22 protein-coding genes are annotated in these 20146 nt (G+C 60.7%); 6 read left to right on the top strand and 16 right to left on the bottom strand.

The window, feature by feature from the left end; genetic code table 11:
- Nucleotides 1-5: 5 nt before the first annotated feature.
- The 7 genes from ACZ1HH_RS07490 to ACZ1HH_RS07460 form a co-directional block, all read right to left on the bottom strand.
- On the bottom strand, nucleotides 6-1217 hold the full coding sequence (locus ACZ1HH_RS07490) for an acetyl-CoA C-acetyltransferase (protein ID WP_472636282.1): 1212 nt from the start codon (nucleotides 1215-1217) through the stop codon (nucleotides 6-8).
- 10 nt (nucleotides 1218-1227) lie between these two features.
- Nucleotides 1228-1860, bottom strand: a complete 633-nt coding sequence (locus ACZ1HH_RS07485; protein WP_472636281.1) for a glutathione S-transferase family protein — start codon at nucleotides 1858-1860, stop codon at nucleotides 1228-1230.
- A 285-nt stretch (nucleotides 1861-2145) separates the two neighbouring features.
- Complete coding sequence (locus tag ACZ1HH_RS07480) at nucleotides 2146-3309, bottom strand: acyl-CoA dehydrogenase family protein (protein WP_472636280.1); 1164 nt, start codon at nucleotides 3307-3309, stop codon at nucleotides 2146-2148.
- A 39-nt stretch (nucleotides 3310-3348) separates the two neighbouring features.
- Nucleotides 3349-3561 carry a hypothetical protein gene (locus ACZ1HH_RS07475; protein ID WP_005629582.1) on the bottom strand — a complete coding sequence of 71 codons (213 nt, stop codon included), beginning with the start codon at nucleotides 3559-3561 and terminating at the stop codon, nucleotides 3349-3351.
- 92 nt (nucleotides 3562-3653) lie between these two features.
- Entirely contained in the window at nucleotides 3654-5435 is a 1782-nt protein-coding gene (locus ACZ1HH_RS07470; RefSeq protein WP_472636279.1) for an acyl-CoA dehydrogenase C-terminal domain-containing protein, read from the bottom strand.
- Nucleotides 5436-5499: 64 nt separating this feature from the next.
- On the bottom strand, nucleotides 5500-5901 hold the full coding sequence (locus ACZ1HH_RS07465; RefSeq protein ID WP_011538890.1) for a MerR family transcriptional regulator: 402 nt from the start codon (nucleotides 5899-5901) through the stop codon (nucleotides 5500-5502).
- 539 nt (nucleotides 5902-6440) lie between these two features.
- A complete protein-coding gene (locus ACZ1HH_RS07460; RefSeq protein ID WP_416368533.1) occupies nucleotides 6441-6809 on the bottom strand; it encodes a MerR family transcriptional regulator in 369 nt (122 codons plus the stop codon).
- Nucleotides 6810-6934: 125 nt separating this feature from the next.
- On the opposite strand from ACZ1HH_RS07460, the gene ACZ1HH_RS07455 reads away from it, so the two are divergent.
- From ACZ1HH_RS07455 to ACZ1HH_RS07445, 3 genes are read left to right on the top strand one after another with little or no spacing between them, the layout of a single operon-like run.
- Complete coding sequence (locus tag ACZ1HH_RS07455) at nucleotides 6935-7357, top strand: PaaI family thioesterase (RefSeq protein ID WP_011538887.1); 423 nt, start codon at nucleotides 6935-6937, stop codon at nucleotides 7355-7357.
- Entirely contained in the window at nucleotides 7354-7872 is a 519-nt protein-coding gene (locus ACZ1HH_RS07450; protein WP_416368532.1) for a PaaI family thioesterase, read from the top strand. The genes ACZ1HH_RS07455 and ACZ1HH_RS07450 overlap by 4 nt, the downstream gene beginning before the upstream one ends.
- Nucleotides 7873-7890: 18 nt before the next feature.
- Entirely contained in the window at nucleotides 7891-9213 is a 1323-nt protein-coding gene (locus tag ACZ1HH_RS07445; protein WP_472636278.1) for an MATE family efflux transporter, read from the top strand.
- A gap of 234 nt (nucleotides 9214-9447) precedes the next feature.
- Here the strand turns inward: ACZ1HH_RS07445 and ACZ1HH_RS07440 are convergent, their stop codons facing one another.
- Both ACZ1HH_RS07440 and ACZ1HH_RS07435 read right to left on the bottom strand, forming a co-directional pair.
- Nucleotides 9448-10506, bottom strand: coding sequence for a quinone-dependent dihydroorotate dehydrogenase (locus tag ACZ1HH_RS07440; protein WP_472636277.1), 1059 nt, complete (start codon nucleotides 10504-10506; stop codon nucleotides 9448-9450).
- A gap of 63 nt (nucleotides 10507-10569) precedes the next feature.
- Nucleotides 10570-10908, bottom strand: coding sequence for a DUF952 domain-containing protein (locus tag ACZ1HH_RS07435; RefSeq protein WP_416368529.1), 339 nt, complete (start codon nucleotides 10906-10908; stop codon nucleotides 10570-10572).
- A 189-nt stretch (nucleotides 10909-11097) separates the two neighbouring features.
- On the opposite strand from ACZ1HH_RS07435, the gene ACZ1HH_RS07430 reads away from it, so the two are divergent.
- Together ACZ1HH_RS07430 and ACZ1HH_RS07425 are read left to right on the top strand one after the other, a co-directional pair.
- Entirely contained in the window at nucleotides 11098-12678 is a 1581-nt protein-coding gene (locus ACZ1HH_RS07430; RefSeq protein WP_472636276.1) for a bifunctional metallophosphatase/5'-nucleotidase, read from the top strand.
- Between the two features lie 177 nt (nucleotides 12679-12855).
- The gene (locus ACZ1HH_RS07425; RefSeq protein WP_011538881.1) at nucleotides 12856-13158 is read left to right on the top strand and encodes a DnaJ family domain-containing protein; all 303 of its coding nucleotides are present in this window, start codon (nucleotides 12856-12858) and stop codon (nucleotides 13156-13158) included.
- 32 nt (nucleotides 13159-13190) lie between these two features.
- Here ACZ1HH_RS07425 and ACZ1HH_RS07420 read toward each other — a convergent pair whose 3' ends face one another.
- Nucleotides 13191-13658, bottom strand: a complete 468-nt coding sequence (locus ACZ1HH_RS07420; protein ID WP_472636275.1) for a MarR family winged helix-turn-helix transcriptional regulator — start codon at nucleotides 13656-13658, stop codon at nucleotides 13191-13193.
- A gap of 84 nt (nucleotides 13659-13742) precedes the next feature.
- On the opposite strand from ACZ1HH_RS07420, the gene mnmH reads away from it, so the two are divergent.
- On the top strand, nucleotides 13743-14795 hold the full coding sequence (gene mnmH, locus ACZ1HH_RS07415) for a tRNA 2-selenouridine(34) synthase MnmH (protein WP_472636274.1): 1053 nt from the start codon (nucleotides 13743-13745) through the stop codon (nucleotides 14793-14795).
- Nucleotides 14796-14821: 26 nt separating this feature from the next.
- On the opposite strand, the gene selD is transcribed toward mnmH, so the two are convergent.
- From selD to ACZ1HH_RS07385, 6 genes are read right to left on the bottom strand one after another with little or no spacing between them, the layout of a single operon-like run.
- The gene (gene selD / locus ACZ1HH_RS07410; RefSeq protein ID WP_472637310.1) at nucleotides 14822-16984 is read right to left on the bottom strand and encodes a selenide, water dikinase SelD; all 2163 of its coding nucleotides are present in this window, start codon (nucleotides 16982-16984) and stop codon (nucleotides 14822-14824) included.
- 37 nt (nucleotides 16985-17021) lie between these two features.
- Nucleotides 17022-17399: a Na+/H+ antiporter subunit G gene (locus tag ACZ1HH_RS07405; protein WP_472636273.1), complete on the bottom strand. Its 378-nt coding sequence runs from the start codon at nucleotides 17397-17399 to the stop codon at nucleotides 17022-17024.
- Between the two features lie 10 nt (nucleotides 17400-17409).
- On the bottom strand, nucleotides 17410-17679 hold the full coding sequence (locus ACZ1HH_RS07400; RefSeq protein WP_011538876.1) for a K+/H+ antiporter subunit F: 270 nt from the start codon (nucleotides 17677-17679) through the stop codon (nucleotides 17410-17412).
- Nucleotides 17676-18173 carry a Na+/H+ antiporter subunit E gene (locus tag ACZ1HH_RS07395; protein WP_472636272.1) on the bottom strand — a complete coding sequence of 166 codons (498 nt, stop codon included), beginning with the start codon at nucleotides 18171-18173 and terminating at the stop codon, nucleotides 17676-17678. The genes ACZ1HH_RS07400 and ACZ1HH_RS07395 overlap by 4 nt, the downstream gene beginning before the upstream one ends.
- Nucleotides 18173-19795: a monovalent cation/H+ antiporter subunit D gene (locus tag ACZ1HH_RS07390; RefSeq protein ID WP_472636271.1), complete on the bottom strand. Its 1623-nt coding sequence runs from the start codon at nucleotides 19793-19795 to the stop codon at nucleotides 18173-18175. Before ACZ1HH_RS07390 ends, ACZ1HH_RS07395 begins: the two co-directional genes overlap by 1 nt.
- Nucleotides 19792-20145, bottom strand: coding sequence for a Na+/H+ antiporter subunit C (locus ACZ1HH_RS07385; protein WP_011538873.1), 354 nt, complete (start codon nucleotides 20143-20145; stop codon nucleotides 19792-19794). The genes ACZ1HH_RS07390 and ACZ1HH_RS07385 overlap by 4 nt, the downstream gene beginning before the upstream one ends.
- Between the last annotated feature and the right edge of the window lies 1 nt (nucleotide 20146).

Genomic DNA, 20146 nt, shown 5'->3' with positions numbered 1-20146 from the left:
GTCGCTTAGACGCGCTCGATGATGGTGGCCGCACCCATGCCGGATGCAATGCAAAGCGTGGCAAGGCCGCATTCCTTGTCCTGCCGCTCCAGCTCGTCCAGCAGCGTGCCGATGATGATCGCACCGGTTGCCCCCAAAGGGTGCCCCATGGCGATGGAGCCGCCGTTCACGTTTACCAGGGCCGGATCGACGTCAAAGGCCTGCTGGAAGCGCAACACCACGGAGGCAAAGGCCTCGTTGACCTCAAACAGATCCAAATCGGAGATTGTCATGCCGGTGTCTTTGAGGATCTTCTCGGTCACAGGCACAGGACCGGTCAGCATGATGGTCGGGTCGGTGCCGATCTTGGCGGTTGCCTTGATACGGGCGCGCGGCTTCAGACCATGGCGTTCGCCAAATTCCTTGTTGCCGATCAACAGCGCGGCAGAGCCATCCACGATCCCTGAGGAGTTCCCGGCGTGGTGGATGTGGTTGACCTTTTCCAGATGCGGGTACTTCAGTTTTGCCACGGCATCAAAGCCCGGCATTACTTCGCCCATCATCTGAAACGATGCGTTGAGCGATCCAAGCGCCTGCATATCGGTGCCGGGGCGCATGTATTCGTCATGATTGAGGATCGCCAAACCGTTCTGGTCGCGTACGGTGATGATCGACTTGGCAAAGCGATTGTCATCCCACGCGGCCTTGGCACGGCGCTGGGATTCCACCGCCAGTGCGTCGGCCTGATCGCGGGTAAACCCATACTCGGTTGCGATGATATCGGCCGAGATCCCCTGCGGCACAAAATACGTGTCCATCGCAAGGCTCGGGTCCACGGCAATCGCCGCCCCGTCCGATCCCATTGCCACACGGCCCATCATCTCGACGCCGCCCGCGATATAGCCATCGCCTGCGCCACCTTTGACTTGGTTTGCAGCGAGGTTCACGGCTTCCATGCCAGAGGCGCAGAAGCGGTTGATCGCAAGGCCCGGAATGGATTGATCCAGGTCGGAGGCGAGCACCGCAGAGCGCGCCAGACAGCCACCCTGTTCCATCACCTGCGTGACGTTGCCCCAGATCACATCCTCGACCGCATGGCCTTCGAGATTGTTGCGCTCTTTCAGCGCGTTCAGGGTCAGGGCAGAGAGACGCACAGAGGTCACCTCGTGGAGGGCGCCGTCCTTGCGGCCCTTGCCGCGCGGGGTGCGAACGGCATCATAGATATAAGCTTCGGTCATATTGGTCTCCTCAAGCTCGATCCGACGGGTTGCCGGGCATCAGGTCATAGGGGTGTTTCCAGCCAGGCTGCGCAGAAAGGCGCGACAGCCAGGCGTCGATGTTGGGGTAATCCTTGCGGTCAAAGCCGAAAGGTTCAGGGTAATAGAGATAGCCGCAGCAGGTGAGATCGGCGTTGGTGAGGCTTTCGCCCACGATCCAGTCGCGGCCCTCAAGATGCTTGTCCAAAACCGCATAAGCGGCCTTCAGGCGCCCTTGCAGAAAGGCGATCACCTCGGCGGGCCGTTTGTCTTGGGGCATGAAATTCATCAAAAACCGGCAAAGGCCCGCGTTGGAGGACAGCTTGTGATTGTCCCAAAGCTGCCAGCGCAGGATTTCGCGCTTTTCTTCGGGCGTAGATCCCCCAAACTTTCCGTAAGTATCAGACAGATACTGCTGGATCACGCCAGATTGCGTAAGGGTTGTCTCGCCATCAACGAGAACCGGGCATTCGCCCATTTCGTTGACGCCCTCGCGAAACTCCGCTCCGCGTGTGATACCGTTGAAAAAGTCGACAAAGACAGGCTCCCAATCAAGTCCCGCAAGCTCGAGCGCGAGTGCGACTTTGTAGGAATGGCCCGACTCGCCAAAACAATAGAGTTTCATATCAAATCGCCCCTCCCAGTGGCGATGTCGCAGCGGGGGTTTCACACCCCCGCACCCCCGTGGGATATTTTGAAGAAGATGAAGGGTCGTCAGCGTTTGTTAACCAAGATGGCGATATCATGGCAGTGCGGTACAGGCTGGGAAGCCGATGACCGCAGAAGCTGAAGGCGCGCTTGCCCATTAGGCGGAGAGCTCGGGGGCAGGCGCGCCCCATCCCTTCAACTTCTCTGCAATATCCCCGCCGGAGGCATCCGTCAGGCGCGGCAAGGGAAAGCGCTGGAACTGTCATAGAGACCTCGCAATCAGCTCTTTCATAATCTCATTGGTGCCGCCGTAGATACGCTGCACACGGGCGTCGGCCCACATTTCCGCAACGGCATATTCCTGCATGAACCCATAGCCCCCATGAAGTTGCAGGCACTCGTCCAGAACAGCGCCCTGGGTGTCGGTGATCCAGTATTTGGCCATCGCCGCCTTTTCGACGGTCAACTCTCCACGTAGGTGCTGGGCCATGCAGTCATCAAGGAAGGCGCGGGCGACTTTACTCTTGGTCAGGCATTCGGCGAGTTTGAAACGGGTATTCTGGAACTGCGTGAGCGGCCCGCCAAAGGCTTCGCGCTCTTTACAATATGCGATGGTGCGCTCGACCGCGCCTTGCATCGCGCCAACCGCGCCGCAGGCGATGATCAGACGTTCCTGCGGCAATTGCTGCATCATCTGGTAAAAGCCCTGACCCTCGGCACCGCCAAGGATGTTTTCCGGGGGCACCGCGATATTGTCGAAGAACAGCTCCGATGTGTCCGCTGCGTGTAGGCCGACCTTTTCGAGATTGCGGCCACGGGTAAACCCGTCGGCACCGTCTGTTTCAAGCCCCACCAACGAGATGCCTTTTGACCCAAGAGACGGGTCCGTTTTTGAGGCCACAAGGATCAGGTTGGCGTGTTGCCCATTGGTAATAAAGGTTTTCTGGCCCGAGAGCCGATAAACATTGCCATCACGAATGGCCTTGGTTTTGATCGCCTGCACGTCAGATCCGGTAGACGGCTCTGTCATCGCCAGCGCGCCGACCAGCTCGCCGGACACCATCTTGGGCAGCCAGCGCTGTTTTTGCTCTTCGGTACCGTAGGAGAGGATGTAATGCGCCACGATGCCCGAGTGGATCCCGTGGCCCCAGCTGGCGAGATTGGCGCGGCTGGCCTCAATCAGGATCGCCGCCTCATGGCCAAAATCGCCGCCCGCGCCGCCGTATTCTTCGGGGATGGAGGGGCAGAGCAGGCCCAGTTCTCCGGCCTGCGCCCAAGTGGAACGGTCCATCTCGCCCTGTTTGCGCCAGCGCTCGAATTGGGGCGCCCATTCGTTGGTGATAAAGCTCTGCGTCATATCCGCGAGCATCTTATGCTCGTCGGTCATCCACGCCGATGATGTGCGAAAATCCAGCTCTGCGCTCATCTCTCTCCCCCTTGGGCGCGTGGCGGTGCGTGCCCTGCGCTAGCGTTTTCGATCCTCCAATTCGGCATTGAACAGCCGCAACCGGTGGGTCAGGTTTTCGTGGTTGGTCACGCTGTCGAAATTCTCGAACAGAAAGGACAGCGCCTCTCCCTCGTCCAGTCCGGCCTCTTGGGCAAAACGTTTGAGCCTGCGAAACCCATCCTCCGTCATCGCGACGGGAAAGCGGCGGGTCAGGCGAAAGCGTTTGGGCATATTCGGATCCTCTCAATTCCAAATGCGCCCCGGCGGCCAAGGGTGGATGCGCCCCAAACGGGGCACATCCCATGTCGTGTCGCTCTGCGCGATCAGAACTGTGCGGCGTCGAGCGCCATCACCGTGTCGGCACCGGTCTCAATGCGGGCCAGGTGCAGTTTTGTCGCGGGCAACTGACGTGCCATATAGTAGCGGCCGGTGGCGAGTTTCGTCTCGTAGAACGCCGCGTCCGACGCCCCTTCGTCAAGCGCCTTTTGCGCGGCTTTGCCCATCATCGCCCACATGAGGCCAAGGCAGACATGACCGAACATGTGCATGAAATCGGTGGAGCCTGCGAGCGCATTGTTGGGGTTCTTCATGCCGTTTTGCATGAAATACATCCCGGCCGCCTGCAGATCCTTGGAGGCCGCTTTCAGAGGCTCGATGAAGTCCTTGGCATAAGCGTCAGAGGTTTCGGCGTTTTCCTTGCAGAACCCTTTGACCATGTCAAAGAAGGCCATCACGTGCTTGCCGCCGTCCTGCGCCAGCTTGCGCCCCACCAGATCCAGCGCCTGCACGCCGTTTGCGCCCTCGTAGATCATTGCGATACGGGCGTCGCGGGTATATTGCGACATGCCCCATTCCTCGATGTAGCCATGGCCGCCATAGACCTGCTGGGCCTGCACGGTCATGTCATAGCCCTTGTCGGTCAGGAAGCCTTTGATGACCGGCGTGAGCAGGGAAATAAGCCCATCTGCGTCCTTGTCCCCAGAACGATGCGCCTTGTCGATCATGGTCGCGCCCCAGAGGATGAAGGCCCGCGCGCCCTCGGCAAAGCTCTTTTGATCCATGAGGTTACGGCGAATGTCCGGGTGGACGATTAGCGGATCTGCCGGGCCATCGGGGTTCTTCGCGCCGGTCACGTCACGGCCCTGAAGGCGGTCCTTGGCGTATTCCACCGCGTTTTGATAGGCGGCCTCGGCCTGCGCCAGACCCTGCATGCCCACGCCCAGACGCGCTTCGTTCATCATGGTGAACATGGCGCGCATGCCCTTGTGCATGTCCCCGAGGAGCCAACCTTTGGCGCCATCATAGTTCATCACGCAGGTAGAGTTGCCGTGGATGCCCATTTTCTCTTCGATCTTGCCGACCGAGACGCCGTTGCGCTCGCCGGGAGTGCCGTCCTCGTTCACGATGAACTTCGGCACGATAAAGAGCGACACGCCCTTGATACCATCGGGGCCGCCGGGGATCTTGGCCAGCACCAGATGGATCACGTTTTCGGACATGTCGTGATCGCCAGCAGAGATAAAGATTTTTTGCCCGGTGACGAGATAAGACCCATCGTCTTGCGGTTCGGCCTTGGTGCGCATGAGGCCCAGATCGGTGCCGCAATGAGGCTCCGTCAGGTTCATGGTGCCGGTCCACTCGCAAGAGACCATCTTGGGCAGATAGGTGTCTTTCTGTGCGTCGGTGCCATGCGCCAGGATGGCCGAAGCCGCGCCATGGGTCAGGCCCTGATACATGGTAAACGCCTGGTTCGCGCCGGAGAAAAACTCGCCCACGGCGGTGCCGATCACATAGGGCATGTTCTGGCCGCCGTATTGTTCCGGCATGTCGAGACCGGGCCAGCCGCCTTCTTTGACTTGTTCAAACGCGGCCTTGAAACCGGTCGGGGTGTAGACGACGCCATTTTCCAGACGGCAGCCCTCGGTGTCGCCCACCACATTCAGCGGGTGCAGCACGTCGCGGGCAATCTTGCCGGCTTCTTCCAGAACGGCGCCGGTGAAATCGGGCTCCAGCTCGTCATAGCCGGGGATTCCTGCGTCCTTGATGTTCAGAACATCGTGCAGGACGAATTGGGTGTCCTTGGTGGGTGCGGTATAGCTCGGCATCGCGGTCCTCAAAGGTTGGATGTGGTGCGTTTAGCGGTTCAATCAGTCGGGCAGGGCGGCGAGGCTACTCGGCCGCCTTGGCGCTTGTTTTCATGGAGGCGATGACTTTTTCGCCCCACTTCAGCTGATCCTTCAGATCGTCGATCGCCTCGGTCAGCTCGTCGCGCTGGCGCTCCATGTCGGCCAGACGTTCCTGTGCGATCTCATAGGTGCGGCTCAGCTGCGTCAGCTGCTGGTCGCCCATGTGATAGAGATCGAGAAGCTGGCGGATTTCCTCCAGGCTGAAGCCAAAGCGCTTGCCGCGCAGGATCAGCTTGAGGCGCGCGCGGTCGCGTTTGGTAAAGAGCCGCTTTTGTCCGTCCCGGATCGGGAACAACAATTCCTTGGCTTCGTAAAATCGCAACGTGCGCGGAGTTACCCCGAACTCGTCGCACATCTCGCGAATGGATTTGGTGTCTTCACTCATAGGGCGTCACTCAGATGTTGCTTTACGTTGGCGCTTCTGACGTCAACCTTGGCGGCTCATGCAGGAAGTTACAACATGAACTTGACGTTTACGTAACTCCGACGCCGCGTCACTTTGAGGGGTGACGTGGTGGCAGGGCGATTTGACGTGACGTTTTGAGGAAAAGCCAAAAATTCTAGAGGTTAAATCAGCGTCATGTATCCGCAATGCATGCGCAAACAGGCTGATTTAAGTTTGCCAATAGGCCCCTATGACATGCATCTGTCGATGAGATACAGCCACAGCGCGAGAGGGGGCAGTAACGTAAGCACCAGAAGCGCCCATCGCAGTTTGTTGCTCGATATCTTGCGACGACCGACCAAGACCGCGCACATTTGTGCGACAGTGAGGTCCTCCTTGAGCTTTACGAAAATACCCGAGATCAGACCCCCAGACCAGAAAAGCAGTTGCGGGTAGAAAGAGGTCTCGCCGATGCAGTCGTGTATGTCCATTGTTGTGCCTTGCGCAGCTACTCTCGGTGGGAGCAACGGGCGAGTGACCTACTTCAATAAATCGAGCGTCACCTTGCGCAGATCAGTGAGTTCGTCCATCGCCTCGTTGATCTGCTGGCGCTGGAGTTCCAGCTCCTTGAGTTGCCGGTCGGCCATCTCGATAAAGGCGCGGTTCTGCGCCTCGTCGCCTTCCTTGTCGTAGATCAGCAGCCACTGGCGGATCTCTTCGAGTTGAAAGCCGAACTTGCGCCCACGCAGGATCAGTTTCATGCGCGCGATCTCGCGCGCGCCATAAAACCGCGACCGCCCTTGGCGCTCGGGCTGGAGCAGTTCGATGTATTCGTAATACCTGAGAGTTCGCGGGGTTACGTCGAACTCTGCGCACATCTCTTTGAATGACAGTTTCGTCTCAGTCATCCCTGTCCTCCCTTGCTCGGGCAACCTAAGCAACTGAACCAACCGGTGCAACTGGGAGTTTCGCGAGCCTTGCGCTTTGCCCCCATGCGCGGAATAAATGAGGCATATTCGGTCAGGAGCAAGTGATGGCAGAAAAAACGCAGCTGGCGCGCCAGTTTATCGAGGCGATCCCGCATTCCAAGGCGCTTGGTATGGAGCTGACCGAAATCGGAGATGGGCGCGCGGTGATCGTGATGCCCTATGACAAGAAACTCGTTGGGGACCCCGAGACAGGTGTGATCCACGGAGGCGCTGTGTCGGCGCTGATGGACACCTGCTGCGGCGCGGCCGTGATGAGCCACCCGAGCCAGCCGTCGAGCACCGCGACCATCGATCTGCGCATTGACTACATGCGCGGTGCAACCCCGGGGCAGACCATCACCACCACCGCCACTTGTCATCACGTGACGCGCAATGTGGCCTTCGTGCGCGCAGTTGCAACCGATGACGAAACAGAAGTGCCCGTTGCAACCGCCTCCGGGGCCTTCACGCTGGAGCCAAAACGATGAGCCGCCCCCGTCCCGAACCCGTGCAGGTGATCAAGCAACGCCGTGATGCTGCCTTGGCGGCGCTGGTGGAATCGGTGCCCTATATCGGCTTTCTCGGCATCACCTTTGAGCGCCGCGGCGATGAGCTGACGTCGACTATGCATTTTCATGACAATATCATCGGCAACCCGATGCTGCCTGCGATCCACGGCGGTGCGACGGCGGCCTTTCTGGAGGTGACCTCCGTTATCACCCTGCAGTGGTTCCATCTGTGGCCCCAATTTGAAAGTGGAGAGCTGGACGTGGAGACAATGGCCGCAGGCCAGATGCCGCGTCTGCCCAAGACCATTGATTTTACCGTCGACTATCTGCGCTCGGGCCTGCCGCGCGACTCTTATGCGCGTGCAACGGTCAATCGCTCCGGACGGCGGTATGCCTCTGTGCATGTGGCCGCATGGCAGGACCATAAGGAAAAGCTCTTTGCACAGGCGACGGGTCATTTCCTGATGCCGCAGGATCGCCGCGCAAGCAGCTGATTTTAAGGAATATCATTCATGTCTGAGGCGTCAGGCCCCATCACCCATTCCCGGGTGCTCAAGATCGCGTTGCCGATTGTTTTGTCCAATGCCACCGTGCCGATCCTAGGTGCGGTTGACACCGGCGTGGTGGGGCAACTTGGCGAAGCGGCCCCTATCGGAGCGGTGGGCGTTGGCACGGTCATTCTGTCGACGATCTACTGGGTCTTTGGCTTTTTGCGGATGGGCACCACCGGACTGGCCTCGCAGGCGCGTGGTGCCGGCGATCTGGCTGAGACGGGCGCGCTGCTGATGCGTGGGCTGCTCTTGGCCTTTGGGGCGGGTGCGTTTTTCATTGTTGCTCAGGCGCTTGTGTTCTGGGGCGCATTTGCGATTGCCCCTGCCAGCGCCGAGGTCGAGGAACTGGCGCGGCGCTATCTCGAGATCCGAATCTGGGGCGCGCCCGCAACCATCGGGCTTTATGCGGTGACAGGCTGGCTGATCGCCATCGAGCGCACCCGCGCCGTGTTCCTGCTGCAGATCTGGATGAATGGGCTCAATATCCTGCTGGATCTGTGGTTTGTGCTCGGGCTCGACTGGGGGGTCGAGGGCGTGGCCATTGCGACCCTTATCGCAGAGTGTTCGGGGCTGGTGCTTGGACTTTGGTATTGCCGCTCAGCCTTTGCGGGCGATCAATGGCATGACTGGGGCCGGATCTTTGACCGTGCGCGCCTCAAGCGGATGGTTCAGGTCAATGGCGACATCATGGTGCGTTCGGTGCTGCTCACACTGTCGTTCACCACATTCTTGTTTCTCAGCGCAGATATGGGCGATGTGCGGCTCGCCTCCAATCAGGTGTTGATTCAGTTTCTGTACATCACGGCCTTTGCGCTTGACGGGTTTGCCTTCAGCGCCGAGGCGCTGGTGGGCGGAGCCGTCGGGGCGCGGGACCGTGGTCGGCTGCGTCGCGCCGCGCTGGTATCGAGCTATTGGGGCATCGGCTTTGCCGTGGCGCTCGGGGTGGGGTTCTGGCTGTGGGGGCCGTGGATTGTTGACCTGATGACAACCGCACCCGACGTGCGCGAGACCGCGCGCGCCTACCTGATCTGGCTGGCGTTTGCGCCACTTCTGAGTGTCGCAAGCTATATGTTTGACGGGATCTTTATCGGCGCGACCTGGACACGCGACATGAGGATTGCCGCTTTGCAGTCGGTGGCTGTTTACGGCGTTGCGCTTGCAATTTGCGTGCCGATGTTTGGAAACCATGGATTGTGGATGGCGCTGATGGTGCTCAATGTCACACGCGCGCTCACTCTGGCGCTGCGTTACCCAAGACTGGAGGCCGGCATCACCGCGCCCTGACACCGCGCATCCGGCAGAAGAAAGCCAAGGGATCGCAGCCAAGTGAGCAACGCGGGTTCCGCTCTCATCTGGGCTGATACTTTTGAGGGGTTGCGCTTAGCGCTGCAAATCGCAGGGGGCAGGCCGCGCCTTTGGCGCGGCCTGCCGGGCCCAACGGTAAGGGGCTTTTCTCAAAAGCCAACCTGACGGGCGGGAGCGGTCCGGAGGCGGATCGCGACTACTGTGCTCTCTGGCTCAGAGCCAGTCCGCATGCCCTGTGCCAACCGCTTCCGCGACATTTGAAAACCCGTCTCGCGCGAGCAATGCATCCAGACCCGAAGCGACCTCAGAGGCCAGCGACAGCCCGCCGTAGACCAGCGCCGTATAAAGCTGCACCGCCGAGGCTCCAGCGCGGATCTTGGCATAGGCGCCTTCAGCCGTGGAGATGCCCCCGACGCCGATGATCGGCACCGCCCCATCCAGACGTTGCGAAAGCTGCGCCAGCACCCGTGTCGAGCGCTCAAATAGGGGCGCGCCCGAGAGGCCGCCCATCTCGTCCCGGTGCGCGCTTTTCAGGCCGTCGCGCGAAAGCGTCGTGTTGGTGGCGATCACCGCATCAATGCCGCTGTCACGCGCGACCTCGGCAATGTCATCAAGCCCGGATATGTCGAGATCCGGCGCAATCTTGAGAAAGACCGGGATGGGGCGCTGCAGAGCCTCTCGGGCGTCTATGACCCCTGCCAGCAGTGCAGCAAGAGCATCCTTGCCCTGCAGATCGCGCAGTTTCTCCGTGTTGGGCGACGACACGTTCACGGTGGCAAAATCCAGATGCGCGCCGCAATGGCTGAGCACGCGGGCAAAATCCTGCGCGCGGTCCTCGCTGTCCTTGTTGGCCCCGAGGTTGAGACCGATCACGCCCGACTTTGGACGCTGCGCGAGGCGCTTCCCGATCGCGTCCATGCCCTCATTGTTAAAGCCAAAGCGGTTGATGGCGGCGCGATCTTCGCTCAGACGAAAAAGGCGCGGCTTGGGGTTGCCCGGTTGCGGGCGCGGCGTGGCGGCCCCCACTTCGATAAAGCCAAAGCCAGCCTCTGAAAGCGGAGCGAGCGCTTCGGCGTTCTTGTCAAATCCGGCCGCAAGCCCCACCGGGTTCGGCAGCGAAAGACCCGCCACATCCGTGCGCAGGCGCGGTGATGTCACCGGACCGGGTCGCGGCGTCAGCCCCGCTCTGAGCGCCTTGATCGACAGACCATGCGCGGTTTCGGGATCAAGGCGATGCATCAGCCCGAGGGCAAGTTTCTCGCTCAGCTTCATTGGCAGGGCCTCCTTGCGGATGCGGCGCAGGCGTGCGCGCCGCGGGGTGGGGTCTGAGGGTCTTCAGACCATCTCTTGAGGGAAGCGATGGGTGCCGTCGACCAGTGGCAGCGGCTTTGCCCAGAGCATCTCCGAAAGGGTCAGGCGGCGATAGAGATGGGGAAACAAAGCGCCCCCGCGCGAGGGCTCCCATTTGAGCGCATCGCCCATCTGGTCTGCTTCAAACGCCAGAAGCCAAAGCCCCTCGGCACCGGCGAAATGCTTGGCTGCGGTCTCGGTCGCCTGCGCGGCCGTCGAAAAATGGATGTAGCCATCCGCGAGATCCACGGGCGCGCCATCGGTTTCACCGGCGGCCTCAAAGGCGCGCCATTCATCGTCACGGAAAATCTTGTATATCAGCATGGCACTCTCATGCCCTCAGTCCATGTCCCAGCGCAAGAGCACATCTGCGTGCAAAGGGCCAAAGTTTCCCCTGCGTCTTGATCCCACTGTCACGTAAGTTTGGTTTTGACTGTTCGGACAAAGATCATGAATATTGATCCCATAACAACCGCCAGTAGAGGCGGCATAACGAAGGTGAGGGTTTATCCTATGATTTCACGTTTTCTGACGTCGGCAGCGGCGCTGGGGCTTACGGCTGGCATGGCCGCGGCCGAGTACAAGCTGACGATCTTGCACACCAACGACATCCACAGCCGCATCGAGTCGATCAGCAAATATGATTCCACTTGCGGCGCTGATGACGAGGCCGAGGGCAAGTGTTTCGGCGGCATCGCCCGCGTCAAGACCATGGTCGACACCAAACGTGCCGAGCTCGACGGCCAGAACGTGCTTCTGCTGGACGCGGGCGACCCGTTCCAGGGCTCGCTGTTTTACACCACCTACAAGGGGGCAGCCGAAGCCGAGTTCATGGAAGACATCGGCTATGACGTAATGGCGGTGGGCAACCACGAATTTGACGACGGACCGGCCGGTCTGCAGCAGTTTGTCGACACCGTGTCTTTCCCGGTGATTTCCGGCAACCTCGATCTGAGTTCCGAGCCGCTCCTGAAAGGCAAGGTGGGCAACCATGTCGTGCTTGAAGTGGGCGGCCAGAAAATCGGCATCATCTCCGCGCTGGCGACAGACACGGTCGAGACCTCCTCGCCGGGTCCGAATGTGGTGTTTCAGGATGAGATCGACAGCCTGATCGCCGATGTTGAGGCCCTGCAAGCAGAGGGCGTCAACAAGATCATTGCGCTGACCCATGTGGGTCTGGCCAAGGATATGGAAATCGCGGCCAAAGTGCCGGGGGTGGATCTCGTCGTGGGTGGTCATTCGCACACGCTTTTGTCCAACACTTCTGATCGAGCCGCGGGCGCATATCCGACCATGGTGGGCGATGTGCCAGTGGTGCAGGCCTATGCCTATACCAAGTATCTGGGCGAGCTCACTGTGACCTTTGACGACGAAGGCAATGTCACCTCCGCTGCGGGCGAGCCGATCCTGCTTGATGCCTCTGTGACGCCGGATGCCGACATGGTCGCGCGCATCAAGGAGATGGGTGCTCCCATCGATGAGATGAAAACCCGCGTGGTCGCCGAGACAACCGATGCGGTCGAAGGCTCGCGTGATGTCTGCCGTGCTGGCGAATGTGCTATGGGCAACCTCGTCGCGGACGCCATGCTGGCCCGCGTCAAGGATCAGGGTGTGAGCATTGCGATCCAGAACGGTGGCGGTCTGCGCGCGTCGATCGACGCGGGCGAAGTCACCATGGGTGAAGTGCTGAGCGTCCTGCCATTCCAGAACACGCTCTCCACCTTTGAGGTCTCTGGCCAGACGATGATCGAGGCGCTGGAAAACGGGGTTGGGCAGATCGAGGACGGCGCAGGCCGCTTCCCGCAGGTTGCAGGGCTGAAATATGCGTTTGACGCCTCCAAGGAGCCGGGTGCGCGCATTTCTGACGTGATGGTCATGGAAGGCGAGACCTGGGTTGCGATTGATCCGGCCAAAACCTACGGCGTTGTGTCCAACAACTACGTGCGCAATGGCGGCGACGGCTACAAGATGTTCGCAGGCGACGACAAGAACGCCTATGACTTTGGCCCCGACCTTGCGGATGTTGTTGCCGAATACCTCGCCGAGGTCGGCCCCTACAGCGCCTATACCGACGGCCGCATTACCAAGAAGTGACGGCCCCATCCGCTCCTGAGCCTGTTGGTTTGCGCCGCGCAAAACAACAGGTCAGCGGATGCGGCATCAGGAGGCACCTACCTATACCCCGGCGGTACGTTCCGCCGGGGTTTTGCGTACCGCGGCGCCGAGTGCGGGTTCTTGTCCGGAGGTGAGGGGCCGGTTAGTCTGCACGCCATGGACCACCCGTTGATCGATCTTATCAATGCGCGCATCGAGGCCGCTGAGAAAGACGGTGCTTTCGACAATCTCGAAGGCGCCGGGCGCCCGTTGCCGCCCTGTGATGATCCCGAAAACGCGGTGATGAACCGGATTCTCAAGGACAATGGCGCAGTGCCCGAGGTGGTCGCGCTCAGCCGCGAGCTGGCACGACTGCGCGAGGAGTTGCGCGAGACGGGCGACCGCAGCAGACGGCGCCAAATCATTGCGGATCTGTCGATGACCGAAGCGCGGCTGGAGCTGGCGCGCAAACGAGGCTAATCGGCACTGGTCGCCTGCACAGTCGGGCGCAGCTAGGCCTGTTCTGTCTCTCGTGAGACGCTGAACTGAGCGCGCGTTGCTTTTTCTAACAGGCGGATCAGTTCCTTGCGCTCGGCGGCAGTGAGCCCGTCCAATATGCGCGGCTGCAGGGCCTCTACCAAAGGGTGCACCTTTGACAAGAGCTGCGCTCCGTTCTGGGTGATGCGCAAACAACGTGCGCGCCGGTCTCTGGGGTCTACCTCGCGGATCAGAAGTGTTTTGGCTTCCAGCCGCTCCACCACTTTGCCAAGCGTTGCGCGATCATAGCCGACATGTGTGGCAAGCGTGGCCTGATCCACACCCGGATGCGCCTTAAGCGCCGCAAGGGCCGCATACTGCACCGGGGTCAGGTCCAGCTGCGCCGCGCTCATCGTCGAGGTGAACCGTGCCACCGCAATCTGGTTGAGACGGCGGATCAATGTCGCGGGTTGGGTGTCTATCTCCAGTTCCAAGTCTGACATGGGCGTCGTCCGTTGCATGATTTCTGGGCGGAGTCTCCATGTTTCGTATTTTGTTGTCCGCCCTCTGCCCCTATGAGATGGGGCATGGCTCTCATGTTTCAAACTCTTTCCGATTTTCTCGCGCATGGGCATGATACGGTGATCGATGTGCGCAGCCCGGCGGAATACGCCGAGGATCACGTGCCCGGCGCGATCAATCTGCCAGTGCTCGACAACGCCGAACGCGCCGAGGTGGGCACAATTTATGTGCAGCAGAGCCCGTTTCTGGCGCGCAAGATAGGGGCAGCGATGGTGTTTCGCAACGCCGCTGACCATATTGAACATCGGCTGAGCCACCACGAAGGCAGTTGGAAACCTCTGGTCTATTGCTGGCGCGGCGGTCAGCGCTCCGGTAGCTTTACCTGGATGCTGAGCCAGATTGGCTGGCGGGCCGAAGTGGTCAAGGGCGGTTATCAGAGCTATCGCCGGCTCGTGCATCAGGTGATGTATGAGGCGCCGCTTGCGCATCGTTTGATGCTGCTCGACGGGCTCACTGGAACCGCCAAGACCGAGATCTTGAAACAGGTCGCCGAGATGGGCGGCCAGGTGTTGGATCTCGAAGGCTTTGCAGGTCATCGTGGCTCGCTCTTGGGCGAGATGCCGGGCGGGCAGCCAAGTCAGAAACGCTTTGAAAGCTACATCGCCTGTGCTCTTGCCCAGATGGATCCGGCACGTCCGGTGCTGGTTGAGGCAGAAGCGAGCAAGATCGGCGCACGGATCCTGCCTCCGAGCCTCTGGGATGCCATGAAGGCGGCGCCACGGATTGATCTTGAGGTGCCCTTCGCGGCGCGTTGTGCCTATTTGCTGGAGGCCTATGACGACATCCTGTCGAACGCAGAGGCTCTGCGTGAAAAGCTCGGACTTCTGCGCGAGCACCGCTCAGGCGCTGTGGTAGATGCCTGGTTCGAGCTCATCGCGGCGGGGGATAAACCTGCGCTGGTGGCGCGGCTGATGGCGGATCACTATGATCCGGCCTATCGCAAGGCGCGCAGCCGGTATGAGGTGAGCGACCAGCGCAAGGTTGCCTTGACAGGACTTGACGAGGCCGCGCGCAAACAGGCAGCTCAGCGGATCTTGGAGCTGCTCGACGCATCCTGAGCCTTAGAGGGCCAAGAGCGGTCCTGCTAACGGATCACGATGCCTTGGTCCGCGTCACGTATTTCTCCAATCTTTGCAGCGTGATAGCCATGGTTTTTCAACTCACGAAGGGCGTCGGATGCGCGCGCTGGATCAACCGAGGCCAATAGCCCGCCCGAGGTTTGCGGGTCAAAGAGCAGCGCGCGCGCACCGGCTGTGCCGATCCCTGGCAGAAGAGCCGCGTTGTCCTCGAAGATGGTAGAGCGCACACCTGCCTCCGCAAGCGCCGCAGCGCCCGCCATCAGCGGGATGGCGTCAAAGTCAACTTCGGCTCCGAGGTCGGAGGCCGCACAGAGGCCCTGCAAATGCCCCAAAAGGCCAAAGCCGGTGACATCCGTCATCGCATGGGCCACCGGGCGCAAAACAGTGGCGGCGTCGCGCTGGCTCTGGCACATCAGATCAAGCGCCTCTGCCACACAGGCGCCCGGCGCTGTGCCCGACATCTCTGCTGCCATCAGCGTGCCGGAGCCAATCGGTTTGGTGAGGATCAGATGATCCCCCGCCTGCGCCCCCGCAAGCGTCAACGGGGGCGTCTCGCATAGGCCGGTCAGGGTAAAACCAATGGTGAGTTCTTCACCCAAAGAGGTATGACCGCCCACGATGGCCGCGCCGGCGGCTGTCATTTCCTGATGGGCGCTATGCATGATCTCGGCGAGCAGACGTTCCTGCAAGTCCGCTGATTGGCGGGGCAGGATCAGGGTTACGGTTGCGGCTTGTGGAGACGCTCCCATCGCCCAGATGTCATTGAGCGCGTGTTGCGCGGCGATCGCAGTCATCACCACCGGATCTTCGGTAAAGGCCCGCAAGTGATCGGTGCTGATGACCTGTGTCGCGCTGCCCGTCATGAGCTGTGCGGCGTCATCTCCCGGCAGGGGCGTCACATCAGCGCGTCGCGCACCGGAAAAAGCACCAAGCCCCGCGTGTAGCGCGTGCCGCCCGACTTTGGAGCCACAGCCACCACACATGGGTTTGCTTCCAAGCACCACCTCCATGTCTTTGGCGCGGCTGCGGGGCAGGGCGGGGGCGGGCATCTGTGGCAGGGCGGAAAATTTGCCCATAAATTTGCGGTCGATATGATCCTTCCACCGCCACAGGAGGCCACCGGCAAAGCTGCGCCCGTCACGATCCGCGAGCGCCGATTTATCGCCCATGGAAATGAGCTTCAGATAGTCCTTTTGCGGCTGATACGACTTCAGCGATCCGCCCCCAAGCACCGCCTTGAGATTGTGATAGAGCACGGGAGCCTGACGCACGGCATAGACGCCCGCCTTGGGTCGGGGCGCATAGGCCATATGAGCGCAATCGCCACAGGCAAATACATCCGGGTCCGACGTCTGGAGCGTTTCAGAGATGACCAGCGCCCCCTCATGCTGTTGAAGGCCCGAGGTCTCAAGCCAGCCGTAGGCGCGCGCGCCTGCTGCACCAACCGTGAAATCGCTGTCGATCACCCGGCCGCCTTCAAGGTGAATGCGACCCGCGCTCAGATGGTCGATCCGGGTCTGTTGCAGGATGCGTACCCCGTTGGCGTCCAGCGCCTTGCGCAGGCGGGTCTGGCTCTGCGAGGTCAGCACAGAAAGGACAGATCCGCTATCGATCAAGGTTGCCTGAGCCAGTCGCTGCTGCTGGCGCAGCGCATGAGCCATTGCGAGGATCAGCTCAACGCCAGCGACACCGCCACCGATGCAGACGATGCGGGCCGGGTCGGAACCATTGCGAAAGGCATCCCAGCGGGTTGCGAACCTGCCCAATGGCTTGGCTGGAATGGCAAAATCGTCAAAACCCACCAGTTCTGGCATTGCCGATGTTATGCCGATGTCGATGGAGGCCACGTCATAGGCGATCGCGGGTCGTCCCGGCACGGTGATGCGCTTTGAGATTGGGTCGATCTCTTCAGCGGCCCCCAAGATCAGCCGCGCGCCTGCAAAACGCGCGAGCTTTACCAGGTCGATGTCGAGGGCATCCCGCGTGTAGTGGCCGGCAACAAACCCCGGCAGCATCCCTGAATAGGGCGCGGTTGGTCCGGGATTGATCAGCGTCAGTCGCACGCCGGGAAGCGGCTTCATGCCCCACATCCGGAGCAAAAGCGCATGGGTGTGTCCGCCTCCCACAAGAACCAGATCGCGGGTCAGGGGAAGGCGGGGAGCGTGCATCATGGGCCTCCGGGGGGCGCGGGCCGGGGCCCCTGCCTCAGGCGTCGGGGCTGCTGGCCGTGTGGTGTTCAGGTTTGTTGTGCGTCGCCCAGAGCTTGCAGTCTCCGGGGACAGGCAGATCTTTGGGCTGTGTCTGCTGGTTGATAAACACCTTGGCAAGGAAATTTGCCGTGACCGGGGCCGTGATCAGCAAAAACAGCGTGATCAGCAGCTCGTGTGCCGAGATGCGGCCTTCGACAACGATGGCGTGCAGCATGGAGCCCAGAAGCACGCCACCGACGCCCAGCGTGGTGGCCTTGGTCGGGGCATGCATGCGTGACATCGGATCATTGAGCTTGAGCAGGCCAAAGGAGCCAACAAAACCAAAGATCCCGCCGAGGGCGATGAATGCCGCGATGAGAATTTCAGCAATCATGTCTGTCTCCTCACTCGATGATGTTGCCGCGCAGCAAGAAGCGCGCATAGGCCACGGTAGAGATGAACCCGAGCATCGCCATGATGAGCGAGGCCTCAAAGAAGATCTCGGAACTGAGGAACACCCCAAAGAGAACCACAAGGGCGATGGAGTTGATGAACATGGTATCAAGCGCGAGGATCCGGTCGGTCACCTCTGTGCCTGTCACGACTTTCCAGAGGTTCATCAGCATCGCCAGGGCGAAACAGCCGAAGGCGAAGATATAGGCATATTCGATCATTCGAAAATCTCCTTCAGGCGGCGTTCGTAGCGGGTCTTGATTTCGTCGCGCACCTCATCCGGGTTGGGCGCGTGCAGGCAATGCACCAGTAGATAGCGCCCGTCCGACGAAATATCCGCCGTCAGCGTGCCCGGGGTCATGGTGATGGTGCCCCCCAGCATGGCGATGGCCTCGGGCGTGCGGATCTCAAGCGGGATCGACACCCAAGTGGGCTGACGCTTGCTGTTGGGCATGAACAGGATGATGCGCGCCACCGTGATGTTGGCCATGACGATGTCCCAGAACACCAAAAGCACATAGGTCGCAAGCCGCAGCGGGCTCTTGAGTTTGGGGCGGTTGGGCCAATAGGGCTGGGTCACAAAGGGGATGAGCAACCCGAGGAAGAACCCAAACAGCAGCGAGTTCGGCGTGACCTTGTTGACCAGAAGCTGCCAGATAACTGTCAGCATCAGCGTCAAAAGAGGGTGCGGAAGCAGTCGGTTTAGGAGTTTCATCAGTTGCTCTCCTCCGATTTGGGCGCACCGGCGCCATCGTCCTTGGCCTTTTCTGTGCTATCTGCGTCGGGCTCGACCACCGGGCGGTCGCGGTTTGCAAGGACCGTCTCGATATAGGCCTCGGGCGCAAAGAGATCCGCAGCGGTGGCCGTGGTGTAGCGGGTCACCGGTCCGGCAAAGAGGGTCAGCGCAACCAGCCCTGCCAGAAGCGAGAAACAAGCCACGAAGGGCAGGGCGGATGTGCGCTCTGTCGAAGTCATGGCGCTCTCGCTTGCGTCTTCCCCTGCCGCCTGCTCGGAGGGCAGACCATGGCTTTTCCAGAAGATCAGAGTGCCTGCGCGGGCAAATCCCATGATGGTCACAAGAGAGCTCACGAGGATCACGCCCCAGACCCAGACTGCAAGCGTATTGTCGCGCGCCGCGTCAAGGATCAGCAGTTTGCCAAGGAAACCGGACAGAGGCGGCATGCCCGCCGTGGCGATGGCCGCCACGAAAAAGAGCACCGAGATGAGCCCGCTTTGCGCCATGACTGGCTTGGGGGCTATGTCCCCGCCTTGGCGTTCGCGCACCATGTCGGCCACGAGGAACAGCGCTGCGGCTGCCAGCGTCGAATGCACCGTGTAGTAGAGCGCGGCCGAGGTGGCCTCGGGCGTAAAGAGCGCAATCGCCGTGAGCAGCGTGCCCACAGAGGTGATCGCGCCAAAGGACATCAGCTTGCCGATTTCCTTGGAACCCAGAACTCCGATCGCCCCGATGGCAATGGTCAAAAGCGCGGCAGGCAACAACCAGCTTTCCACCAGCCCATCGACCACCGCGACGTCGGGTCCAAAGACCAGCGTATAGACGCGCAGGATCGCATAGGCGCCAACTTTGGTCATGATCGCAAAGAGCGCGGCCACCGGCGCGGGCGCATTGGCATAGGAGGCTGGCAGCCAGAAATGCAGCGGCAACAGCGAGGCTTTGATTGCAAAGACCAGCAGCAGCATCACCGCGCCCACGCGAATGAGGGCGCTGTCTTCAGCCGGAAGTTCGGCGACGCGCTGCGCAAGATCCGCGAGGTTGAGCGTGCCGGTCACCCCGTAGATGGTGCCAAGCGCAAACAGAAACAGCGTCGAACCCAGAAGGTTGAACACCACATATTGCACGCCTGCCTGAAACCGCCGGGCACCACCGCCGTGGATCATGAGCCCGTAGGACGCGATCAAGAGCACTTCGAAGAACACAAAGAGGTTGAACGCATCGCCCGTCAGGAACGCGCCGATGATGCCCATGAGCTGAAAGAGATAGAGCGCATGAAAGTTCGCGCCGCGCTCGTCCCATTTGCTGCCGATTGCATAGAGGTTTACGGCAAGGGCCAGAACGGTGGTCAGCAGCACCATCATGGCCGAGAGCCGATCAAGCACCAGCACGATGCCAAAGGGCGCCTGCCAGTCGCCGAGCTCGTAGACCTGCACGGTGCCATCTGCGGCCTGTACCGCCAGCGCCATCGCGATGGCAACCAGTAGCACATTCGTTGTCAAAGAGAATATGCGCTGCAAATCAATGTGATAGCGCAAGGTCATAATGATGAATGGCGCCACCAATGCGGGCAGCACGATGGGCGCAATCAGAAGATGGTTCATGCGTCCTCTCCCTGCGCAGGCGCAGTGTCGTCCATGTTGATATTGTCGTCGCGGGCGCTGAGATAGGCGGCGAGCGCCACCATCACCACAACCGCGGTCATGCCAAAGGAGATCACGATGGCCGTGAGAACCAGCGCCTGCGGCAGCGGGTCGGCATAGGCGACTTCGGCATATTTGTTGAGGATCGGTGGCGCGTCTGTCGCCAGACGCCCGGTGGCAAAGAGAAACACATTCACCGCATAAGACAGCAGCGACGTGCCAAGGATCACCGGAAAGGTGCGCCGACGCAGGATCAGGTAGATCCCGGCCGCGGTGAGCAGGCCAACGGCGGATGCAACAAGAAGCTCCATG

The sequence above is a fragment of the Epibacterium sp. HA2-3 genome, from assembly GCF_055693725.2.
Note: the sequence above shows the minus strand (reverse complement) of the source record. Positions and strands in the feature narration are given on the sequence as shown.

Bases quoted from the DNA above. Each gene is read 5' to 3' on its own strand.
- ACZ1HH_RS07475 (WP_005629582.1), bottom strand. From the start codon at position 3,561: ATGCCCAAACGCTTTCGCCTGACCCGCCGCTTTCCCGTCGCGATGACG.
- ACZ1HH_RS07385 (WP_011538873.1), bottom strand. From the start codon at position 20,145: ATGGAGCTTCTTGTTGCATCCGCCGTTGGCCTGCTCACCGCGGCCGGG.
- ACZ1HH_RS07395 (WP_472636272.1), bottom strand. From the start codon at position 18,173: ATGAAACTCCTAAACCGACTGCTTCCGCACCCTCTTTTGACGCTGATG.
- selD (WP_472637310.1), bottom strand. From the start codon at position 16,984: ATGCACGCTCCCCGCCTTCCCCTGACCCGCGATCTGGTTCTTGTGGGA.
- ACZ1HH_RS07450 (WP_416368532.1), top strand. From the start codon at position 7,354: ATGAGCCGCCCCCGTCCCGAACCCGTGCAGGTGATCAAGCAACGCCGT.
- ACZ1HH_RS07445 (WP_472636278.1), top strand. From the start codon at position 7,891: ATGTCTGAGGCGTCAGGCCCCATCACCCATTCCCGGGTGCTCAAGATC.
- ACZ1HH_RS07465 (WP_011538890.1), bottom strand. From the start codon at position 5,901: ATGAGTGAAGACACCAAATCCATTCGCGAGATGTGCGACGAGTTCGGG.
- ACZ1HH_RS07490 (WP_472636282.1), bottom strand. From the start codon at position 1,217: ATGACCGAAGCTTATATCTATGATGCCGTTCGCACCCCGCGCGGCAAG.
- ACZ1HH_RS07440 (WP_472636277.1), bottom strand. From the start codon at position 10,506: ATGAAGCTGAGCGAGAAACTTGCCCTCGGGCTGATGCATCGCCTTGAT.
- ACZ1HH_RS07435 (WP_416368529.1), bottom strand. From the start codon at position 10,908: ATGCTGATATACAAGATTTTCCGTGACGATGAATGGCGCGCCTTTGAG.
- ACZ1HH_RS07480 (WP_472636280.1), bottom strand. From the start codon at position 3,309: ATGAGCGCAGAGCTGGATTTTCGCACATCATCGGCGTGGATGACCGAC.
- ACZ1HH_RS07485 (WP_472636281.1), bottom strand. From the start codon at position 1,860: ATGAAACTCTATTGTTTTGGCGAGTCGGGCCATTCCTACAAAGTCGCA.
- ACZ1HH_RS07405 (WP_472636273.1), bottom strand. From the start codon at position 17,399: ATGATTGCTGAAATTCTCATCGCGGCATTCATCGCCCTCGGCGGGATC.
- ACZ1HH_RS07390 (WP_472636271.1), bottom strand. From the start codon at position 19,795: ATGAACCATCTTCTGATTGCGCCCATCGTGCTGCCCGCATTGGTGGCG.
- ACZ1HH_RS07460 (WP_416368533.1), bottom strand. From the start codon at position 6,809: ATGACTGAGACGAAACTGTCATTCAAAGAGATGTGCGCAGAGTTCGAC.
- ACZ1HH_RS07430 (WP_472636276.1), top strand. From the start codon at position 11,098: ATGATTTCACGTTTTCTGACGTCGGCAGCGGCGCTGGGGCTTACGGCT.
- ACZ1HH_RS07400 (WP_011538876.1), bottom strand. From the start codon at position 17,679: ATGATCGAATATGCCTATATCTTCGCCTTCGGCTGTTTCGCCCTGGCG.
- ACZ1HH_RS07455 (WP_011538887.1), top strand. From the start codon at position 6,935: ATGGCAGAAAAAACGCAGCTGGCGCGCCAGTTTATCGAGGCGATCCCG.
- ACZ1HH_RS07470 (WP_472636279.1), bottom strand. From the start codon at position 5,435: ATGCCGAGCTATACCGCACCCACCAAGGACACCCAATTCGTCCTGCAC.
- mnmH (WP_472636274.1), top strand. From the start codon at position 13,743: ATGGCTCTCATGTTTCAAACTCTTTCCGATTTTCTCGCGCATGGGCAT.
- ACZ1HH_RS07425 (WP_011538881.1), top strand. From the start codon at position 12,856: ATGGACCACCCGTTGATCGATCTTATCAATGCGCGCATCGAGGCCGCT.
- ACZ1HH_RS07420 (WP_472636275.1), bottom strand. From the start codon at position 13,658: ATGTCAGACTTGGAACTGGAGATAGACACCCAACCCGCGACATTGATC.